Annotated in this window: 18 protein-coding genes and 1 pseudogene; 12 read left to right on the plus strand and 7 right to left on the minus strand. The window is 57.8% G+C overall.

The window, feature by feature from the left end:
* The first annotated feature begins 7 nt into the window (after positions 1 to 7).
* The 4 genes from NQL71_RS01180 (at position 8) to NQL71_RS01195 (ending at position 3,257) form a co-directional block, all read left to right on the plus strand.
* Positions 8 to 553: a hypothetical protein gene (locus NQL71_RS01180; RefSeq protein ID WP_046818359.1), complete on the plus strand. Its 546-nt coding sequence runs from the start codon at positions 8 to 10 to the stop codon at positions 551 to 553.
* 78 nt (positions 554 to 631) lie between these two features.
* Complete coding sequence (locus NQL71_RS01185; protein ID WP_046818360.1) at positions 632 to 2,227, plus strand: GMC family oxidoreductase; 1,596 nt, start codon at positions 632 to 634, stop codon at positions 2,225 to 2,227.
* Positions 2,228 to 2,342: 115 nt separating this feature from the next.
* Entirely contained in the window at positions 2,343 to 2,822 is a 480-nt protein-coding gene (coaD, locus tag NQL71_RS01190; protein ID WP_046818361.1) for a pantetheine-phosphate adenylyltransferase, read from the plus strand.
* 183 nt (positions 2,823 to 3,005) lie between these two features.
* Positions 3,006 to 3,257, plus strand: coding sequence for a YfhL family 4Fe-4S dicluster ferredoxin (locus NQL71_RS01195; protein ID WP_003195146.1), 252 nt, complete (start codon positions 3,006 to 3,008; stop codon positions 3,255 to 3,257).
* 62 nt (positions 3,258 to 3,319) lie between these two features.
* Here NQL71_RS01195 and NQL71_RS01200 read toward each other — a convergent pair whose 3' ends face one another.
* The 3 genes from NQL71_RS01200 to NQL71_RS01210 are packed head-to-tail and all read right to left on the minus strand — an operon-like array spanning position 3,320 to position 5,363.
* A complete protein-coding gene (locus NQL71_RS01200; protein WP_274642173.1) occupies positions 3,320 to 3,640 on the minus strand; it encodes a multidrug transporter in 321 nt (106 codons plus the stop codon).
* A gap of 52 nt (positions 3,641 to 3,692) precedes the next feature.
* On the minus strand, positions 3,693 to 4,505 hold the full coding sequence (gene mutM, locus NQL71_RS01205; RefSeq protein ID WP_077184718.1) for a bifunctional DNA-formamidopyrimidine glycosylase/DNA-(apurinic or apyrimidinic site) lyase: 813 nt from the start codon (positions 4,503 to 4,505) through the stop codon (positions 3,693 to 3,695).
* Positions 4,506 to 4,547: 42 nt separating this feature from the next.
* Positions 4,548 to 5,363 (minus strand): HDOD domain-containing protein, encoded by an 816-nt coding sequence (locus tag NQL71_RS01210; protein ID WP_179092158.1) that lies wholly within the window; start codon positions 5,361 to 5,363, stop codon positions 4,548 to 4,550.
* A 207-nt stretch (positions 5,364 to 5,570) separates the two neighbouring features.
* Here NQL71_RS01210 and NQL71_RS01215 point away from each other — a divergent pair, with 207 nt between their 5' ends.
* The 8 genes and pseudogenes from NQL71_RS01215 (at position 5,571) to ilvD (ending at position 13,992) form a co-directional block, all read left to right on the plus strand.
* Positions 5,571 to 6,110 carry a type 1 glutamine amidotransferase domain-containing protein gene (locus tag NQL71_RS01215; protein WP_166618602.1) on the plus strand — a complete coding sequence of 180 codons (540 nt, stop codon included), beginning with the start codon at positions 5,571 to 5,573 and terminating at the stop codon, positions 6,108 to 6,110.
* A gap of 177 nt (positions 6,111 to 6,287) precedes the next feature.
* Positions 6,288 to 7,484, plus strand: coding sequence for a class I SAM-dependent rRNA methyltransferase (locus NQL71_RS01220; RefSeq protein WP_046818366.1), 1,197 nt, complete (start codon positions 6,288 to 6,290; stop codon positions 7,482 to 7,484).
* Positions 7,485 to 7,894: 410 nt separating this feature from the next.
* The gene (locus NQL71_RS01225) at positions 7,895 to 8,968 is read left to right on the plus strand and encodes a SagB family peptide dehydrogenase (RefSeq protein ID WP_248685967.1); all 1,074 of its coding nucleotides are present in this window, start codon (positions 7,895 to 7,897) and stop codon (positions 8,966 to 8,968) included.
* The gene (locus tag NQL71_RS01230) at positions 8,968 to 9,945 is read left to right on the plus strand and encodes a diiron oxygenase (protein ID WP_248685968.1); all 978 of its coding nucleotides are present in this window, start codon (positions 8,968 to 8,970) and stop codon (positions 9,943 to 9,945) included. The genes NQL71_RS01225 and NQL71_RS01230 overlap by 1 nt, the downstream gene beginning before the upstream one ends.
* Positions 9,938 to 11,164: an MFS transporter gene (locus NQL71_RS01235; RefSeq protein WP_077184723.1), complete on the plus strand. Its 1,227-nt coding sequence runs from the start codon at positions 9,938 to 9,940 to the stop codon at positions 11,162 to 11,164. Before NQL71_RS01230 ends, NQL71_RS01235 begins: the two co-directional genes overlap by 8 nt.
* Before the next feature lie 153 nt (positions 11,165 to 11,317).
* A complete protein-coding gene (locus tag NQL71_RS01240; protein ID WP_077184725.1) occupies positions 11,318 to 11,776 on the plus strand; it encodes an REP-associated tyrosine transposase in 459 nt (152 codons plus the stop codon).
* Between the two features lie 47 nt (positions 11,777 to 11,823).
* Positions 11,824 to 11,901: pseudogene (locus tag NQL71_RS36650) on the plus strand (outer membrane lipoprotein carrier protein LolA); the annotation flags it as partial.
* Positions 11,902 to 12,150: 249 nt separating this feature from the next.
* Positions 12,151 to 13,992, plus strand: a complete 1,842-nt coding sequence (gene ilvD / locus NQL71_RS01245) for a dihydroxy-acid dehydratase (protein WP_046818369.1) — start codon at positions 12,151 to 12,153, stop codon at positions 13,990 to 13,992.
* 526 nt (positions 13,993 to 14,518) lie between these two features.
* On the opposite strand, the gene NQL71_RS01250 is transcribed toward ilvD, so the two are convergent.
* The 4 genes from NQL71_RS01250 to NQL71_RS01265 form a co-directional block, all read right to left on the minus strand.
* Positions 14,519 to 15,136: a hypothetical protein gene (locus NQL71_RS01250; RefSeq protein WP_274642174.1), complete on the minus strand. Its 618-nt coding sequence runs from the start codon at positions 15,134 to 15,136 to the stop codon at positions 14,519 to 14,521.
* Entirely contained in the window at positions 15,133 to 16,572 is a 1,440-nt protein-coding gene (locus tag NQL71_RS01255) for a PAAR domain-containing protein (protein ID WP_274642175.1), read from the minus strand. Before NQL71_RS01255 ends, NQL71_RS01250 begins: the two co-directional genes overlap by 4 nt.
* Positions 16,573 to 16,854: 282 nt before the next feature.
* Positions 16,855 to 17,142: a DUF6124 family protein gene (locus tag NQL71_RS01260; RefSeq protein ID WP_274642176.1), complete on the minus strand. Its 288-nt coding sequence runs from the start codon at positions 17,140 to 17,142 to the stop codon at positions 16,855 to 16,857.
* Positions 17,143 to 17,597: 455 nt separating this feature from the next.
* Complete coding sequence (locus tag NQL71_RS01265; protein WP_077184733.1) at positions 17,598 to 18,653, minus strand: HAD family hydrolase; 1,056 nt, start codon at positions 18,651 to 18,653, stop codon at positions 17,598 to 17,600.
* Positions 18,654 to 18,819 lie beyond the last annotated feature (166 nt).

Raw genomic sequence — 18,819 nt, forward strand, 5'->3', positions numbered from 1 at the left:
AACAATAATGCACCCCAGCCTGTCCGATACACCCGCGCTGTCACGGCGCGGCCTGCTCAAATTCAGCCTCGGCGCCAGCGCCTTTCTTGCCACTGCCGGGTTAGGGGCCAGTCTGACCGGTTGCTCATCGGGCGCGCCTGCCAGTGGGTTCACCGCGTTGCGCAGCGGCGACCTGGCATTTCTGCGCGCCCTTGTCCCGGTGCTGCTTGAGGGCGCCGTGACTGCCCAGCAGAGGCCCGACGCTGTCGAGGGCACCCTGAAAAGCCTGGATTACAACCTCGATCACCTGTCGCCGGAAATGCTCAAGCTCACCCGACAATTGTTCGACGTGCTCGGCATGGCCGTCACCCGCGGACCGTTGACCGGGATCTGGGGCAGCTGGGAAAACGCCGCTGCCGAGGATATCCGGCACTTCCTCGATCGCTGGGAAAACAGCTCGTTGAGCCTGCTGCGCATGGGCCACAGCTCATTGGTGCAACTGGTGATGATGGCCTGGTATGGCCGCAAGGAATCGTGGGCCCATTGCGGGTATCCGGGGCCGCCGACGGTTTGAGACCGCGTCGCCCCCTTCGCAAGCAAGCTCGCTCCCACATTTGACCGTGCCCTCCGATAATAAAAAGAGAACTTCAAGATGCCCGTACCCGACCCGTTCCGCGAAGGCATGGCCCGTGGCTGGAAAACCCACAACGGCTCGCAACTGACCCAGGATCTGACCCTCGAAGCGGATGTGGCGATCATCGGCAGCGGTGCCGGCGGCGGAACCACGGCCGAAATCCTCAGCGCGGCCGGTTACAAGGTGCTGCTGATCGAGGAAGGTCCGCTCAAGACCAGCAGCGACTTCAAGTTGCTCGAAGACCAGGCCTACGCCAGCCTCTATCAGGAAGGCATCGGCCGCATGAGCAAGGACGGCGCGATCACCATCCTCCAGGGTCGGGCGGTGGGCGGCACGACGTTGATCAACTGGACGTCGAGCTTTCGAACGCCAGAGCCGACGCTCGAACACTGGGCCAGGGAGCACAACGTGAAAGGCCACTCCCCTGCCGAGATGGCGCCCTGGTTCGAAAAAATGGAGCAGCGCCTGGGCGTCGCTCCATGGATGGTGCCGCCCAATGCCAACAACGATGTGATCCGCAAGGGCTGCGAAAAGCTCGGTTACAGCTGGCATGTCATCCCGCGCAATGTGCGCGGCTGCTGGAACCTTGGCTACTGCGGCATGGGCTGCCCGACCAATGCCAAGCAATCGATGATGGTGACGACCATTCCGGCCACCCTGGAAAACGGCGGCGAGCTGCTTTATCTGGCCCGCGCCGAGAAACTATTGATCGGCGGCGACAAGGTCACCGGCCTGCAATGCGTGGCGATGGATGAGCGTTGCGTCGAGCCCACCGGCCGCAAGATCACGGTCAAGGCGCGGCATTACGTGCTGGCGGGCGGCGGGATCAACAGCCCGGCATTGCTGATGCGCTCCGGGGCGCCCGACCCGCACCAACGCGTGGGCAAGCGCACCTTCCTGCATCCGGTGAACATGTCCGCCGCGTTGTTCGACGAGGTGGTCAACCCCTTCTACGGGGCGCCGCAATCGATCTATTCCGACCATTTCCAATGGCAGGACGGCACCACCGGCAAAATGGCCTACAAACTGGAGGTTCCACCGCTGCACCCGGCGCTGGCGTCGACGCTGCTCGGTGGTTTCGGCCAGGAAAATGGGCAGCATATGGCCAACCTGCCGCATACCCATGCCATGCTCGCGCTGCTGCGCGACGGTTTTCACCCCGACAGCCAGGGCGGCAGCGTCCAGTTACGTGGCGACGACACACCCGTGCTCGATTATCAGGTGTCTGCCTATGCCTGGGACGGTTTGCGCCGGGCCTTCCACAGCATGGCCGAGATCCAGTTCGCTGGCGGCGCCAGGGCCGTGATGCCGATGCATGCCGACGCGCGTTATGTGAACACCCTCGCCGAAGCACGCACCTTGATCGACAGCTTGAGCCTGGAGTTGTATCGCACGCGGCTGGGCAGTGCCCACGTGATGGGCGGCTGTGCAATGGGCGAAGACCCGAAAAATGCCGTCACCGACAGCCTCGGCCGGCATCATCAATTGGCCAATCTGTCGATTCACGACGGCTCGCTGTTCCCCACCAGCATTGGCGCAAACCCGCAGTTGTCGGTCTATGGGCTGACGGCGCAACTGGCGACTTCACTGGCCGATCGTTTAAAAAACCCATGAAAAAGACGATTATCCTGGTCGTCTATAGTGCTTTCTTACCCAACAGGCGACTTGGCCGACCGGTTAGGCTGCGATACCATCCGAGTCCCTAACGCACTCCCGCCAGGACGACGCGATGAACCGAGTGTTGTACCCAGGTACCTTCGACCCTATTACCAAGGGCCACGGCGATCTGGTCGAACGCGCCTCGCGCCTGTTCGATCACGTGATTATTGCTGTCGCCGCCAGCCCGAAGAAAAACCCGCTGTTTCCCCTGGAACAGCGTGTGGAGCTGGCCCGCGAGGTCACCAAACATCTGCCGAACGTAGAAGTCGTCGGTTTCTCGACCCTGTTGGCGCACTTTGCCAAAGAGAAGAATGCCAACGTGTTCCTGCGTGGCTTGCGCGCAGTGTCGGACTTCGAATACGAATTCCAGCTGGCCAACATGAACCGCCAGCTGGCCCCGGATGTGGAAAGCCTGTTTCTAACCCCGTCTGAGCGTTACTCGTTCATTTCCTCGACGCTGGTGCGTGAAATTGCGGCCTTGGGCGGTGATATCACCAAGTTCGTGCACCCGGTGGTGGCGGACGCCCTGACACAACGCTTCAAGAAATAATACCCGGACTGCAGGAGCCGGCTTGCTGGTGATGGCGGTGTGTCAGGTGCACCGCGCTGTCTTGATCGCCAGCAAGCCGGCTCCTGCAGAACGTCGCGCCCGGGTGCAATGCGGGCGCCAATGCGGCACAATTACGCGCATTGATTTATTGCGCCCGGGCCTGCCGCCCCGGCTGGAGCTAGCATGTCCCTGATCATCACCGACGATTGCATCAACTGCGACGTCTGCGAACCCGAGTGCCCCAACGCCGCTATTTCCCAGGGCGAAGAAATCTACGTGATCGACCCTAACCTGTGCACCCAGTGCGTCGGCCACTACGACGAACCGCAGTGCCAGCAGGTTTGCCCGGTGGATTGCATTCCCCTGGACGAAGCGCACCCAGAGACTGAAGAGCAGTTGATGGAGAAGTACCGCAAGATTACCGGCAAGGCGTAAGTCCCATAAAGATCGCCGCCTGCTGTTGGAACTACCGCAGGCTGCGATCTTTTGCTCTTGAATCACTCCTGCCGCTCAAACCCCTCCTCGATACACCCCAGGCACCGTGCGAACGCCGCTTTTGCCGGGTCGACCACCAGCGCCTGACCTGCATCGCCTACGCCACCACTGAACGCAGTGAACGGCAACGAAACGACGAACGCCCCGGTGCCGATTACGGTCGCCACGACCAACAAAGGCCGGGCAATCAGCAGGTCGCCGATCATCGCGTAGGCAGGAGGATTCTGGATGCTATACAACGGATCACCGCTGCCGCTGCTGGCGACGGCAGGGGTGCCGATGCTCAGCAGCAGGGTGACGACAAAGGTTCGAATCAGGTTCATGGCGCGGTCCTTCGCGAGTCAATGGGAACTTTGACTATAGACCGTCGGGTCTTCAGCGCTGACAGCGCGGGCAAAAAACGCTGGCGCGCTGCCCGAGTTTTGTTTCACGCAGTTGCGTACCACAAACCTTGCAGGGCTCGGCCCCACGGCCATACACGAACAGCTCCTGCTGGAAGTAGCCCGGCTGCCCGTCCCCGCCGATAAAGTCGCGCAGGGTGGTACCGCCGCGCTCGATGGCGGCCGCCAGGATGCGCTTGATCTCGATCGCCAGCTTCAGGTACCGCGCCCGGGAAATGCTCCCGGCTTCGCGACGCGGGTCGATACCGGCGGCGAACAAGGCTTCGGTCGCATAGATATTGCCGACCCCAACCACCACCGCGTTATCCATGATGAACGGCTTGACCGCCATCGAACGCCCCCTCGACTGCTGGAACAGCCGCTCGCCGTCGAACAGGTCGGTCAGCGGCTCAGGCCCCAGGCGAATCAGCAACTCATGATTGAGCGGATCGAGGCTCCACAGCATCGCACCGAACCGCCGCGGGTCGGTGTAGCGCAAGGCCAGGCCCGACTCCAGTTCGATATCCACATGCTCATGCTTGGCCGCCGGCAGGCCGACTTCCACCAGGCGCAAATTCCCCGACATGCCCAAATGGCTGATCAAGGTGCCGACCTCGGCATTGATCAACAGGTATTTGGCGCGCCGTTCCACCAGCACGATGCGCTGGCCGGACAAACGCACATCGAGGTCTTCGGGGATCGGCCAGCGCAAACGGCGATCACGCACGATCACCCGACTGACGCGCTGGCCTTCCAGGTGCGGCGCAATCCCGCGGCGTGTGGTTTCGACTTCTGGCAGTTCAGGCATGGGGTTCTCGAATCAGGCGCTCGGTGAGAAGAGATTCATCCCTCAGCGGTGGGTGCCGAGATCGCGAATCGTCTGCTTGAGGGTTTCGAAATCGTAATCCGAGAGGCCGACGTAATCGAGCACCAAATGCCCGATGCTGTCCCACTCGTGGTCTTCGGCCTGGTTGCCCAACACCCGGTAGGACGCACAAATATGCTCGGCCATTTTCAGGATCGCCAAAAGATTCTTCAGGGCGCTGTTGCGCGACGACTCGTCACTGAATATCGCCAGGGCATTGTGATGATTGGCGATCGCGGCAGATACGTGATCCGGCAGGCGCCAGGACTTGGCCGTGTAGTACCCGACCACGGCGTGGTTGGTGTTGAACGTCTGGTTCTCGGTATCCACCACCCGGCAATCGGGACCGGCGTTGGCATAGGCCTGTTCCAGCACGCTCATGTAGTTGGGGAACCGCTGCAACATCAGCGGCACGCCGCAGTCGTGGAACAGCCCAAGGGCATAGGCTTCATCGCCGGCCTGGGCGCCAATGCGCTTGGCCAGGGTCAGGCAGGTCATCGCCACGTCCTGGGCGGTGTCCCAGAACCGGTTCAGGGTGACGATAGTGTCGTCGTTCATCTCGCCCTTGATCGACTGCGCGTTGATCAGGTTGATGATCGAACGGCTGCCCAGCAGGTTCACCGCGCGCTGGATCGAGGCGATCTTGTTGCTCAGGCCGTAATACGGCGAGTTGACGATTTTCAGCAGGGAGCCAGAGAGCCCCGGGTCCTGGGAAATGAGCTTCGCGATCACGTCCAGATCCGGGTCGGGCATGTACTGCTCCATCTGCAGATCCACCATGATCTGCGGCTGGGCCGGCACACTGATGCCTTGCAGGGATTGCTGGATTTGTTCGGGAGTCAGCTCTTGGGACATAAGTACACACTCTGGGACAGGCGCAGATTCTAACCTTTCTGACATTGGATCCGACATACCAGCGAGCACATTGCCGGAACTTTCATTCACGACCTGGCTTCGGAATTTGTAACGCTCACGGGCGAATCACTCTCTCAAGTCAGGAGCTTTTTCATGTCCAATTCCCTGAATGGCAAGCGCGTCGCGATACTGGTGACCAATGGTTTCGAGCAGGTCGAACTGACCGGGCCGAAAGAAGCGCTGGAGCAGGCGGGTGCACAAGTCGACATACTTTCGGCGAAAGAAGGTCAGGTCAAAGGTTGGAACCACGATAAACCCGCGGATGACTTCAAGGTTGACCGGACATTCCGCTCGGCCAGTATCGAGCAATACGATGCCGTGGTCCTGCCTGGCGGCGTGCAGAATTCCGACACCATCCGCATCGACCAGGATGCCCAGCACCTGGTCAAGATGGGCACCTCTGCCGGCAAGCCGATCGCGGTCATCTGCCACGGCGGCTGGCTGCTGGTTTCAGCCGGACTGGTCAGCGGCAAGACCATGACCAGCTACAAGACGCTAAAGGACGACCTGGTGAATGCCGGCGCCCATTGGGTCGACAAGGAAGTGGTCACAGACGGAACACTGATCAGCAGCCGCCAGCCGGATGACATTCCAGCGTTCAACCGTGAGTTGATTCAGCTGTTGTCGGCGTAGTACCCGAAACCGCCTTCGCGAGCAGGCTCGCTCCCACATTGGAATGCGCTCCCCCAGTGGGAGCGAGCCGGCTCCGGGCGGCTTTCCAACGATGATGCCAGCAGCGTTTCATCGCCCTTCGAACCCGCCACGACCCTCAACACGCTATACTCCCGCTCTTTTTTCCGGAGCGACGTCATGTCCCTGCCTAGCCTGCGCCTAAAAGCCAACGCCGACCGTCGCCTGCGCAACGGTCACCTGTGGGTCTACAGCAACGAAATCGATGTGGCTGCCACCCCATTGCACGGCTTCAAGGCCGGCGACCAGGCGATCCTCGAAGCCGCCGGCGGCAAGCCGCTGGGCATCGTCGCCATGAGCCCGAACAACCTGATCTGCGCGCGCCTGCTGTCGCGTGACATCAAGCTGCCGCTCGACAAGTCGCTGCTGGTGCATCGCCTTAACGTAGCCCTGTCGCTGCGCGAGCGCCTGTTCGACAAGCCGTTCTATCGCCTGGTCTACGGCGATTCCGACCTGCTGCCAGGCCTGGTGGTCGACCGTTTCGGCGACATCCTGGTGGTGCAGATCGCCTCGGCGACCATGGAAGCCCATAAAGACGACGTGATCGCGGCACTGACCCAGGTGCTCAAGCCAAGCGGCATCCTGTTCAAGAACGACTCCGCCGCCCGTGACGCCGAAGGCCTTACTCGCTATGTCGAAACCGTCTTCGGCCTGGTGCCGGAGTGGGTCGCGCTGGAAGAGAACGGCGTGAAATTCGAAGCGCCGGTCATCCAGGGCCAGAAAACCGGCTGGTTCTACGACCACCGCATGAACCGCGCACGCCTGGCGCCCTACGCCAAGGGCAAGCGCGTACTCGACCTGTACAGCTACATCGGCGGCTGGGGCGTGCAAGCGGCCGCGTTCGGCGCCAGTGAAGTGTTCTGCGTCGACGCATCGGCCTTCGCCCTCGACGGCGTCGAGCGCAACGCCGCGCTGAACGGTTTCGCCGAGAAAATGACCTGCATCGAAGGCGACGTCTTCGAAGCCCTGAAAGAGCTCAAGGCCAGCGAAGAGCGCTTCGACGTGATCGTGGCCGACCCGCCCGCGTTCATCAAGCGCAAGAAAGACATGAAAAATGGTGAAGGTGCCTACCGTCGCCTGAACGAGCAAGCCATGCGCCTGCTCACCAAGGACGGCATCCTGTTCAGCGCATCGTGCTCGATGCACCTGCCCGAAGACGACCTGCAAAACATCCTGCTGACCAGCGCCCGCCACCTGGACCGCAATATCCAGATGCTCGAACGTGGCGGTCAGGGCCCGGATCATCCGGTGCATCCGGCGATTGCCGAGACGCGTTACATCAAGAGCATTACCTGCCGGTTGCTGCCGAACAGTTGATTAGACCCGCATAAAAAGGGAGCCCATCGGCTCCCTTCTTTTTTTAGTTCCCCTCAACTCTCCTAATCCATCAGTCCTAGTGAAACGGGCACCTCTAAATTCTTGTGCATTTTTTACAGTATTTAGAAATGCCACCTAACTGTAGGACTACTCCGACATGATTACCAGAAAATCCTTACATAATATTTCATTGAAAAAATCAAATTAATATCTATGATTAAGTTGTCACTACGAAGTGACACTTACTTAAAAATAAAAAGGAGTTTCAACATGAAATCAATTACTCTGGAAGCTTCCACCATCGCCAACCTGGCTTTTTTGGTTTCCTCAAAAGCCCGTTAAGTAAATGAGGCGCTGGGGAGTGCCGGCTACCCAGCGTTCTTTGAGTTCCTTTCCAGAGAACCACCAAAATGCAGATTAATCCTCATTTGTTCATAATTCCCCGCGCACCCTGTCAGATAGTTTGGGATTACAAAAATCACAAACAGTTTGAACTAAATCTTGAGTACTCAACCAGACTTTCCGAGTTAATTAACAACCCAAAAAAATTTGACACTTTAAATACCATTGACACTCAGCTTCTTAGCGCGGGAATCCTTACAAATTCCACACCCGAACACATTGAATGGGGCTGGGATGAACTATCAAAAATATTTCATATTGGCACTAAAAACATCCCTTGCGATCACGTCCCCCAAGATATTCATCAATGGTCAAGACAATATCTCGACCATTGTACAACGGTACTCAACACCCCCACCCCTCGAGACAGATTCTCGGAATGCGTGGCGCGCGAACTGATTGCCCTTCCGAAGCCGTCCCTGCCAGTAGCCTCCCTCGCAAACGTCCTGATCGACCGAAAAACCTGCCGCATCTTCACCGGTGAAGCCATTTCCCTGGCGGCGGTCAGTACGCTGCTTTACCTGTCACTCGGCTATTTGCATGAACGCACGAACGACATTGACGAAATTGTTGCCGAAGGCCTCCAAGCTCGACGAAGTAGCCCATCCGGCGGCGGGCTAAACGCTTGTGAAGGCTTTCTTCAGGTTCAACACGTTGCCGGATTGAAACCCGGCCTCTACGCCTATCACCCCAAAGAGCACGCGCTGAGTTTCGTCAGGTCCTTACCTTCTCAGCGTTTAGGGCACCTACTATGCGGGCAACATTTCATAAATAACTTGCCAGTCGGACTATTCATCACCTGTCGATTCGACAAACTATGGTGGAAATATGAGCACTCCCGAGCCTACCGAATGGCCTACGTCGAAGCAGGTCACATTTCACAGACCTTCCAATTGGTTGCAACTTCTCTGGGACTGAAAACTTGGTTGACCGGTGCATTGACGGACGATCAGGTCGACGCGTTGTTGGGACTTGAAGAGAATCCAGAGCAACCATTGTTCTTTGTTGGATGCGGCAAGAGCGACGGGCAAGTGATGTGCGCGGAATTGAAATTATTGCTGGGTGGGGGGGGGCAAGATTAATGACTACCTCCTTTATAAAACCGTCCTCCGACTCCCCCTTGTGTTCCCAGCGCTTCACCCTAGGCGACTGGAACACCCGAGCTTCGGTACGAACCAGCGAGCACTGCTATCTATTGCCTTCGGACATAGAAAAACAACTAGAAACCCGATGCTGGTTTCCGCCGGCATTTCTCCCTTACCTGAATCACTCGGCGATCAAAGCAGCAGGTATAGCTCTTACTCATCGCTTATCTGCAAACCATTTGGTGTATTTCCTTGATTATACCACTCTGATTGAACACCGCATCGTCAACCGATCAGTCGAAACCATCGTCCACAACGAACTCGGTATCTCCATTCCAAAACGAATGAAAACGGCCGCGCTGCAGCTCTATACCGATGAGGGTTATCACGCGCTGTTCTCCAATGATCTCGCCGAGCAAATCTCTGACTTTTATGGAATGACTGATCGGCCAGTAATGCCCAAGCGAATAACACGACTGAACGCCCTGATCGACCGTACACCGGACAAGCACAAAGCACTGACGTGGTTTCTCGTTGGCTTTGTGTCGGAGACGATCATCGCCAAGGAACTGCTGGACGTATGCCGCCACACCTTAGTGTGCAGCGTTCAGGAAATGCTCAGAGACCATCTCGCCGACGAGGCGCTACACAGTCGCTACTTTTGCGAGACGTTCCATTATCTATGGGTACACCTGAGCTGCGAACAACGTACTTTCGCCACCAAGTTGCTCTTGGAAATACTGTTTATTTTCTTTGAAGTTGATGAGTACTGGCTTGGCGAAAGCCTACGGGGTGTTTGCCTGGATGAATTGACTGTCGCGGAAATATTATCCGATGTGACAAGTGATAACGCACTTCTTCTCCGCGTTCGGTCAGGTGCAGGTGCGACCCTGCAAGCATTGAAAAAGGCAGGACTCTTCGATCTGCCTGCCAATCTGCAAGTTTTCTCCACGGCAGGACTTTTCGATGAATAATGAGAAATATGACGCAAGCGCAAAAAAACGCTGGGCAGCGGTCGTTCTTTTGATGACGATGGTGTTGCTCGGAGTCTTCCCTCTCGATGTCCTGCTACCATCGTTCCCGGCCTTGGCAAAATACTTCCAGACCTCACCGGCCGACATTGCGTTTTCTATCAGCGTGTTTGCTATCGGTATCTCAATATCTCAACTACTGATCGGACCTCTTTCGGATGCAATAGGGCGCAAGGGCTTGCTGCTTGCTGGAATGGCGGTTTCAATCATTGGCGCAACAGGATGCGTCCTGTCGACCGAATACACCTGGTTTTTGATGTTCCGGGTAGTCCAGGCACTCGGCTGCGGCTGCTTCGTGCTCTCACAGGCCCTAGTCCAGGACTTGTTCGAGGGCCAGGAGCGGGATCAGCTGCGGATTCTAATGGTCACTGCCAGCGGGATTTTCATTTCCGTCTCGCCATTATTGGGCAGCGTGCTGCAACAGGCTCTGGACTGGCCCGGCAGCTTCTTCCTGTTTATTGCATTGGCTGCCACCGTGTTTCTGAAGGCGTGTTTCTTTCTGGAAAATGAACGTCCCGTCGCATTCTCACGCCAGAACATCATTCACTCATACAGACGGGTGTGTGCTGATGCGGGCTTCATAGGCTTTTGGTTGATCGCGGCAATCACCTTCACCTGCCACTTTTCCTTCATTGTCGTCTCGCCGCTGATATTTATGGATCAGTTGCACATGTCGGCCTATGAGTTCTCCCTGACTCTTCTACTTTATGGTGCTGCTTACATCATAGGTGGCGTTGTCGCCCAGATACTTGCCCGCCGGATACCCGCGAATACGCAAATTATCGTCGGCCTGAGCCTGATTTTCGCTTCAGGGCTGGTGATGCTTTTGCTCTCGGGTTTGCTGGGGCTTTCGACCCTGACGGTTTTGGTCCCGATGATCATCTGCACCGCTGGCACGACTATCGCCCGTCCCATCGCCACATCCAAAGCCATGGATGTGTTCCCTGCCAACGCAGGCACTTCCGCATCAGCCGGAAATACCTTGGTATTTATCTTCGGCGGCCTGGCCAGCGCCCTCATCAACTTGAGCGGGAGCGATCTGCAAACGACATTGGCACTGGCTTTCCTGCTGCTGAGTACCACCGCTCTTACCCTGAATGCATTGATCAACCGCCGGACCACCTGTAGGAGCCAGCTCGTTCGCGATGGCCGTCAACGATAACGCGGGGAACCTGATGCCCCACGGCGTACTCGAGCTCATCGCGAGCAGGCTCGCTCCTAGAGGTGCAGGACACATCCTGATCCACTGTCGAAACGACAACCGCTCACCCCTCGCCTACCGTTTTCTCTTCACATCATCGAAGAGGACAATGGAATGTCCGATACGCCCAAAGCCCATCGATTACGCAAAGGCCGTCACCCACAATCCGGCCGCATCTATCACCTGAGCGCCGTCACCCATGAACGACAGCCTGTCTTCCAGGATTGGTGCACTGGCCGCTTGTTGGTGCACGAATTTAGAAAGGCTCAGGAAGCCGGCTATGTAACGTCTATCGCCTGGGTAGTCATGCCGGATCACTTCCACTGGCTAGTTGAATTGCATAACGGTGACTTACCTAAAGTGATGCAAAGCACCAAATCCCGCTGCACACGACTCATTAATCAGAAGCGAGGCCATTGTAGCCCTGTATGGCAGAAGGGCTATTTCGACCGAGCCCTGCGTCGAGAGGAAGATCTGAAAGCAGCAGCCCGATACATCATCGCCAACCCTTTGCGAGCCGGGCTTGTAACTCATATAGCCGACTACCCGCTATGGGACGCCATCTGGCTATGAAACACGCCTCCCTGTAGGAGCAGCCGGTCGACGCTCGATTGCTCGCGATGGTCGTCAACGATAACGCTGGAAGCCTGACACCCCGCGGCGCTCTCAGGTTTTTCGCGAGCAGGCTCGCTCCTACAAGTGGCCGTCCGCACGTCATGTGGATGCTGCCTGCACGCGTGCAGGCATTCCCTCCAGCCGCCAGCCGTGTAGAATCGCGAACATTCATCGCCAGTCATCCCCGGCGGGTTTATGAGCTCAAGCTGAAGCGCGCGGCGATCCCGCAAAGTTATCGGCAACTTCCGGACACACGGCCATTTCTGAGTGTTCCAGACGTCAATAGAAGCTCACTTCCCTTTTGATACCTGATTAGCCGCCCGGAGTGCTTCATGCCTGATTACCGCTCGAAAACATCCACCCATGGCCGCAACATGGCCGGCGCCCGCGCACTGTGGCGCGCAACGGGGATGAAAGATGACGACTTCAAGAAGCCGATCATCGCCATTGCCAACTCCTTCACCCAGTTCGTACCGGGCCACGTGCACCTGAAAGACCTGGGCCAACTGGTCGCCCGCGAGATCGAACGCGCTGGCGGCGTTGCAAAAGAATTCAACACCATCGCCGTCGATGACGGCATCGCCATGGGCCACGACGGCATGCTGTATTCGCTGCCAAGCCGCGAGATCATCGCCGACTCCGTCGAGTACATGGTCAATGCCCACTGCGCCGACGCCATCGTCTGCATCTCCAACTGCGACAAGATCACCCCTGGCATGCTGATGGCGTCCCTGCGCCTGAACATTCCGGTGATCTTCGTGTCCGGCGGCCCGATGGAAGCCGGCAAGACCAAACTCGCCAGCCACGGTCTTGACCTGGTCGACGCCATGGTGATCGCCGCCGACTCCAGCGCTTCTGACGAGAAAGTCGCTGAGTACGAGCGTAGCGCCTGCCCGACCTGCGGTTCGTGCTCCGGCATGTTCACCGCCAACTCGATGAACTGCCTGGTCGAGGCCCTGGGCCTGGCATTGCCGGGCAACGGTTCGACCCTGGCCACCCACAGCGACCGCGAACAGCTGTTCCTGCAGGCCGGCCGCACCATCGTCGAGCTGTGCAAGCGTTACTACGGCGAGAACGACGAGTCGGTATTGCCGCGCAACATCGCCAACTTCCAGGCGTTCGAAAACGCCATGACCCTGGACATCGCCATGGGCGGTTCCACCAACACCATCCTGCACTTGCTGGCCGCTGCCCAGGAAGCCGAGATCGATTTCGACCTGCGCGACATCGACCGCCTGTCCCGTCACGTGCCGCAACTGTGCAAGGTCGCGCCGAACATCCAGAAATACCACATGGAAGACGTGCACCGTGCCGGCGGGATCTTCAGCATCCTCGGATCGCTGGCCCGTGGCGGATTGCTGCACACCCAGCTGCCGACCGTGCACAGCCGCAGCATGGAAGAAGCCATTGCCAAGTGGGACATCACCCAGACCACCGACGAAGCCGTGCACCACTTCTTCAAGGCCGGGCCTGCGGGCATCCCGACGCAAACCGCGTTCAGCCAGTCGACCCGTTGGGACACCCTGGACGACGACCGTGAGAACGGCTGCATCCGCAGCGTCGAGCACGCTTACTCGCAAGAAGGCGGCCTGGCCGTGCTGTACGGAAACATCGCCCTGGACGGCTGCGTGGTGAAAACCGCCGGCGTCGACGAGTCGATCCACGTGTTCGAAGGCAACGCGAAGATCTTCGAAAGCCAGGACAGCGCCGTACGCGGCATCCTCGCCGATGAAGTGAAGGAAGGCGACATCGTCATCATTCGCTACGAAGGCCCGAAAGGCGGCCCGGGCATGCAGGAAATGCTCTACCCGACTTCGTACCTGAAATCCAAAGGCCTGGGCAAAGCCTGCGCCCTGCTCACCGACGGCCGTTTCTCCGGCGGCACCTCGGGCCTGTCCATCGGCCACGCTTCGCCAGAGGCCGCTGCCGGCGGCGCGATTGGTTTGGTGCAGGACGGCGACAAAGTGCTGATCGACATTCCGAACCGCTCGATCAACCTGTTGGTCAGCGACGAAGAACTGGCAGCGCGCCGCGTCGAGCAGGACAAGAAAGGCTGGAAACCGGTGGAAGTGCGTCCACGTAAAGTGACCACCGCGTTGAAGGCCTACGCTTTGCTGGCGACCAGTGCTGACAAGGGTGCTGTGCGTAACAAGGCGATGCTTGATGGGCTGTAAGGCTTAAGCGTTGAACAAAAAATACCCCGCCAAGTGCGGGGTATTTTTTTGGACCAATTATCAAACGATTATGTCGCCCCTTGGAATTTCTTACTTTCAAACTTAAAACACTCTACATCAGGATAATCAAAAGCAAGACTTCCTCATTCTTCGGCGCGAGAGCTCCGCGCAACTTGCCACAGATAGTGAAGCGCTAACAATGTCGGCCCAAGAACTACCGCACCAAACCACATCTTGCTGCTAGGGTGGGTTAATGAATATATCAGCACAGGAAATATTACAATCAGCCCAATTACTAACATTACCGATATGACTAGCCTGCCGCGCGACCCGGCGGTACTGGGCCGGATTAGCGCCGCCAAAACAAGCCCGCTGGTTCCCAACCATGCGAGTGCGCTGAGCAATATGCCAAAGACGTCACCAAAGATCGTAAAAAGCAGGCTTAGCAGGGCCAACCCTAAGGCAGGTAGGACGCCTCCAGCTATATATATAGTTGACCGAAGAATGCCATTTGTTAAGCGCTGGTTCATGGTCTTCCCCATGGAGTGGCAAGCTGTAACGTGATGAGGTAGCGCTCTTCTGTGGGCCGCTTATCGTCCCTGAACCGATTAACTCCCAGCATCACCTGGTACTTGTCGTCAGCTCGCCAGTAGGCAGTGCCGCCAATGTTCACGTCTCGCAATCTGGCACGCCATTGAGGTGTGTCGGCGAACGAAGGAAAATCATCAAGCCGGATTGGTATCCAACCCCCTTGGCGCCATTGGTCTTGCAGATCCAGCAGAACCTTAAGCGTGTCGTCGAGCAATAGCGGCTCGATCTGCGGAGACATACGGACACTTCTGACTAACCCATCCTTATCGAAACTAACCGTGAAAAAGCGAGCTAGCGGGGTCTCAAATCCGAGTTGAGGGTCGATAAAACGTAAGCGCGCATCAGACTTGGGCATGTTGAACCAGGAATATCCAGGAAAAGCCGGAGCGATAACCGCGCTGGAGCGCAGACGCATGGCCTCCCAAGGCTCGCCAATCATCAGCGCGATCACAGGCTCGTCCGAAAACGCACGGATCACCGCCACGATAAGCAGAACCGCGACTACGATCGCCAAAACCTTGCGTCGCAAACCTACGCGCTGTAGCAGACTCATCGCACGCCCCGACCTGCGGCAATGTCCATAATCGCCTGCTCGATCAAGTGGCGATCAGTGCGTCGTAGCAGCTCATCAAATTGCGACGCGGCCCTGAGTACAAAAGGCATGCGCTGATCGATATCGGCCAGGTTGGCAAAGTAATCATTGCTGAACCCCACGGTGCGCCCGTCTTCGCTGGAATTGCACTGACTGGCCAGAGTCAGTTCGACCGCTGCCGCAGCACCGGATGGGATGTTCGTGACATAGGAGAAATGGTTGCTACGTAGCAAACGAACCAATTGCACGTCGCTGTACATTGCTGGTTGCAGGATGTTCTTCTGTTCATGCTCGGCAAGGAAAACAACACTTTCGGCGATATTGCCTGCATCCATGGCTTCGAAGGCTTGCAAGATTTCCTCGTGGTCATAGCCGAATCTCAACCTCTCCTGCTCAATCGGCCACAGGACTGGATACTGATCATGTCCATAAATTTTTTGACGTGATTCCAAGCAGATTTTGAGTGAGAACAGCCCACGCTCCTTGTAAAAAGCATGTAGCGGAAACACATCCAGAAACAGCGTGGTATTGCCCAACACCAGCATGTCGTGCACGTACTGAAGTTGCTTCTGCACGTACGAAAATGATTCGCTGTCGTCACGCAGGTCAATGCCCGGTATCGGGTTATTGCTTCGAGTTAGCTCGTAGTCGCGTTGCGCCTGTTTGTCAGTCTTGCCGAACAATTCAATTCCAAAGAATTTCCAGCGACGCTGGGCGCTGCCAACCATGCGCTTTCCCGCTTCGTATTCATTCTGAATCCTCTCGACTGATTCAGCCGCATGCAACAACCCACAACCCACCTGCTTGGAGGCGAACGCCGCTAGGCCGGCCCATTGGAAACGCCGATCCTCCAGCCACAAACGGGCGTACGCCGCATTGATTGCGCGATTACGCGCCTTGGGGTCGGCGATCAGGATGCCGTCCGGTGCCACGATGGCTTCGGCTCTTTGCTGATAGCTGCGCCAAAGGTTCTGGCAGACCTGTCCCGTCTGTTCGCCGTAGCTCGTTGCAGGACGGACGCTGGAGGGACTCGGTTCGGCTGTCGGCTGGCGAGCTTCGACCGGTGTGGCGGATTGAGCCGCGGCTCGGACAGGCGACGCAATGCCGCCGCCTTCGATCGTTTGGCATCTGATGGTCTGATTGGCAATCAACTTGGGCGATGGATCGCACTTGCACTTGCACAGGTCGCCGTCCAGTGCGGGCTTGCGTCCTTCCCACTCTTCCGACAGGCGTGGGCCGACGCAGATGATTGTCCCGGTGCTGTCGCATTCGGGGCATTTGACTTGATCGCCTTCGCGGGCCAAGTTCTGGCCAAAGATGCTGCCTCGATGCCAACCGCTTACGACTGTGCCGCCAACGGTGGTTTTGGCCCCGACTGTGATGTGGTAGCGCTTCATGCGAAATGTGTCCTTGTCAGATCGAAAGGACGGAAGCTAGAAGAGTCGAAGTGGAGGAAGAATCAGACGCTTCTTTGATTGATGTAGGGCATTTCTGAAATGGGGCAGGATGTGGTCGTCGGCATGCTGGAGATAATGCGAGGGAATGCCCCGCCAAGTGCGGGGCTGATCGTTCCCACGTTCTGCGTGGTAATGCCTCAAGGGACGCTCTGCGTCCAGTGACGCGGAGCGTCACGGGCTGCATTCCCACGCAGAGCGTGGGAACGATCAACAGTGCACCCGTTATTCTTGCGGGTCGAGGTTATCCAGCGCCTGATTCACTGCCAGCTCGCCCAGCATGATGACCTGGGCAATCCCCAGCATCGTGCTGCGTTGAGAGCCTTCCAGCAGGCTGGCGAAATCGCTGGCCATGACGTTGGCCGAGGCGAGGGATTCGCAGGCGTGGGCCAACAGGGTTTCGGTGTCGAGGCCGGGGGCTACCAAGAATGTTCGGCTGGGTTTGCGCGGGGTGGCGTTGATGCGGGCGGACAGGTTGTCGGAATCGGGAGGATCGGGAGTAATTTTCAACATTGATGGAACTCCGGTGAGAAAAAAGGAGCCATCACCCTCGCTACCAAACGAAGGGTGGCGGCCATACGCAGGTTGGTAGACCGGTCACCAGGAACCCGGCGCGTCCGAAGATGCCCTGCGCATGGCCACCATATGAGCAGAGACAGAAACGAACCCTGCAACGGGTGGCGCAATGCGCCGAGGTGAACACGGGCTACCAAACCCGATCACTGATGTTCAGCGACGCGGAAACGATAGAAGCCGGCACCCAGGCGCACAAGCCGGCGGATTCTGGCGTAGTCGTAGTCCCTTACGCAAGAATGCGTAGGTTGCGACTGTAAGGAGATGTCGTTCGAGCGGAGGCTTTCATTGCACGGACGGGCCTCTTCGCGAGCAAGCCCGCTCCCACATTGGATCTGCGTCGTTCACAGATCCAATGTGGGAGCGGGCTTGCTCGCGAAGGCAGCACCTCGGTCTTACTGAATTTCTTGCGGGGTGACGACCACCCAGTTCTTGTCCGCCGTCACCGGCAATCCTTCCTTGGCCTGGGCCGCGGCGTTCTTGGCCATCATGCCCTGGATCTGGGTCATGTATTTGTCCTTGCGGTTGACCCACAGGTGGATGCCGCCCTTGGCCACGTCGACGCCGTGGAACAGCATGTAGCCGTCGCTGGTGGGCGTATCGCCGCCGACCAGGACCGGTTTTTTCCACTCGTCGATGTAGGTCAGGATCGCTGCGTGCTTGCCGGCCATCCAGGTCGCCGGGGTCCACAGGTACGGAGTCAGTTCGAGGCCGAGGTTGGCCTTCTCGTCATATTTGCCAGCGGTGATCTGCTTGCGCGCGGTAGTCAGTTCACCGGTCTTGGTGTCCTTGAGCAGCAACGACACACCGATCACGTTCTGCGGTTTGACGTTGTAGCCGTACTTCGGATCGGCCGCGACCATGCGCACCAGTTCTTCGGAGGCGGCGGTCATGACATAGACCTCGATGCCGTTCTCCATCAGCTTGTTGTAGAGCTCTTGCTGACCGGTGAAGATTTTCGGCGGGTTGACGTCGAGTTTCTTGACCACGTCGCCTTCGTAGTAAGTGGCCGGCACCGGTTTGCCGGACGCCATCATCTCGTCGACGTAGCCCTTGAGTTCCTGCAGCGTGAAGCCGGAGAACACTTGCGCGACCCATGGGTAACACACCATGTCGTCGAGCTCGCAGAGACGGTAGTAGTAGCTGAACAGGCTTTCCTTGTGGTCGGCGGTGTCCTTGAACGGCATCAGTTTCAGAGAGGGGTCGAGCTTGTCGCGGGTGATCAGGCCCTTGTTTTCCATGAACGGCAGCAACGACTCTTCGAGGTCGTAGCGGTAGCTGGTGTTGTCCATGTCGAACACCGCGTAGTTACCCTTATTGGCGTTGGCCGCGATCATCGCGTCGAGCGCCTTGGCCTGATCGGCGGGCCAGTGCTTCAGATCCGTGGCGAGTACCTGGCCGGCGAGGCCCAGGCAAAGTGCGGCGACCAGAAATTTCGGTGCGAACTTCATCTGCGTTTCTCCCTGAGTGAAAGACATCGACGCTAACAAATAAGTGTGACAGTCCTCGCCTGTCAGCGACCGCCAACGTGCCTATCGCGTCAGTTGCATCCCCGAGAGCGACACCCGCTTATTCCAAAAACGACAGCTGCCAGACGTTTTTGATATTAATTCATTG

This window comes from Pseudomonas serbica, assembly GCF_028823535.1.
Lineage (GTDB): Bacteria > Pseudomonadota > Gammaproteobacteria > Pseudomonadales > Pseudomonadaceae > Aquipseudomonas > Aquipseudomonas serbica.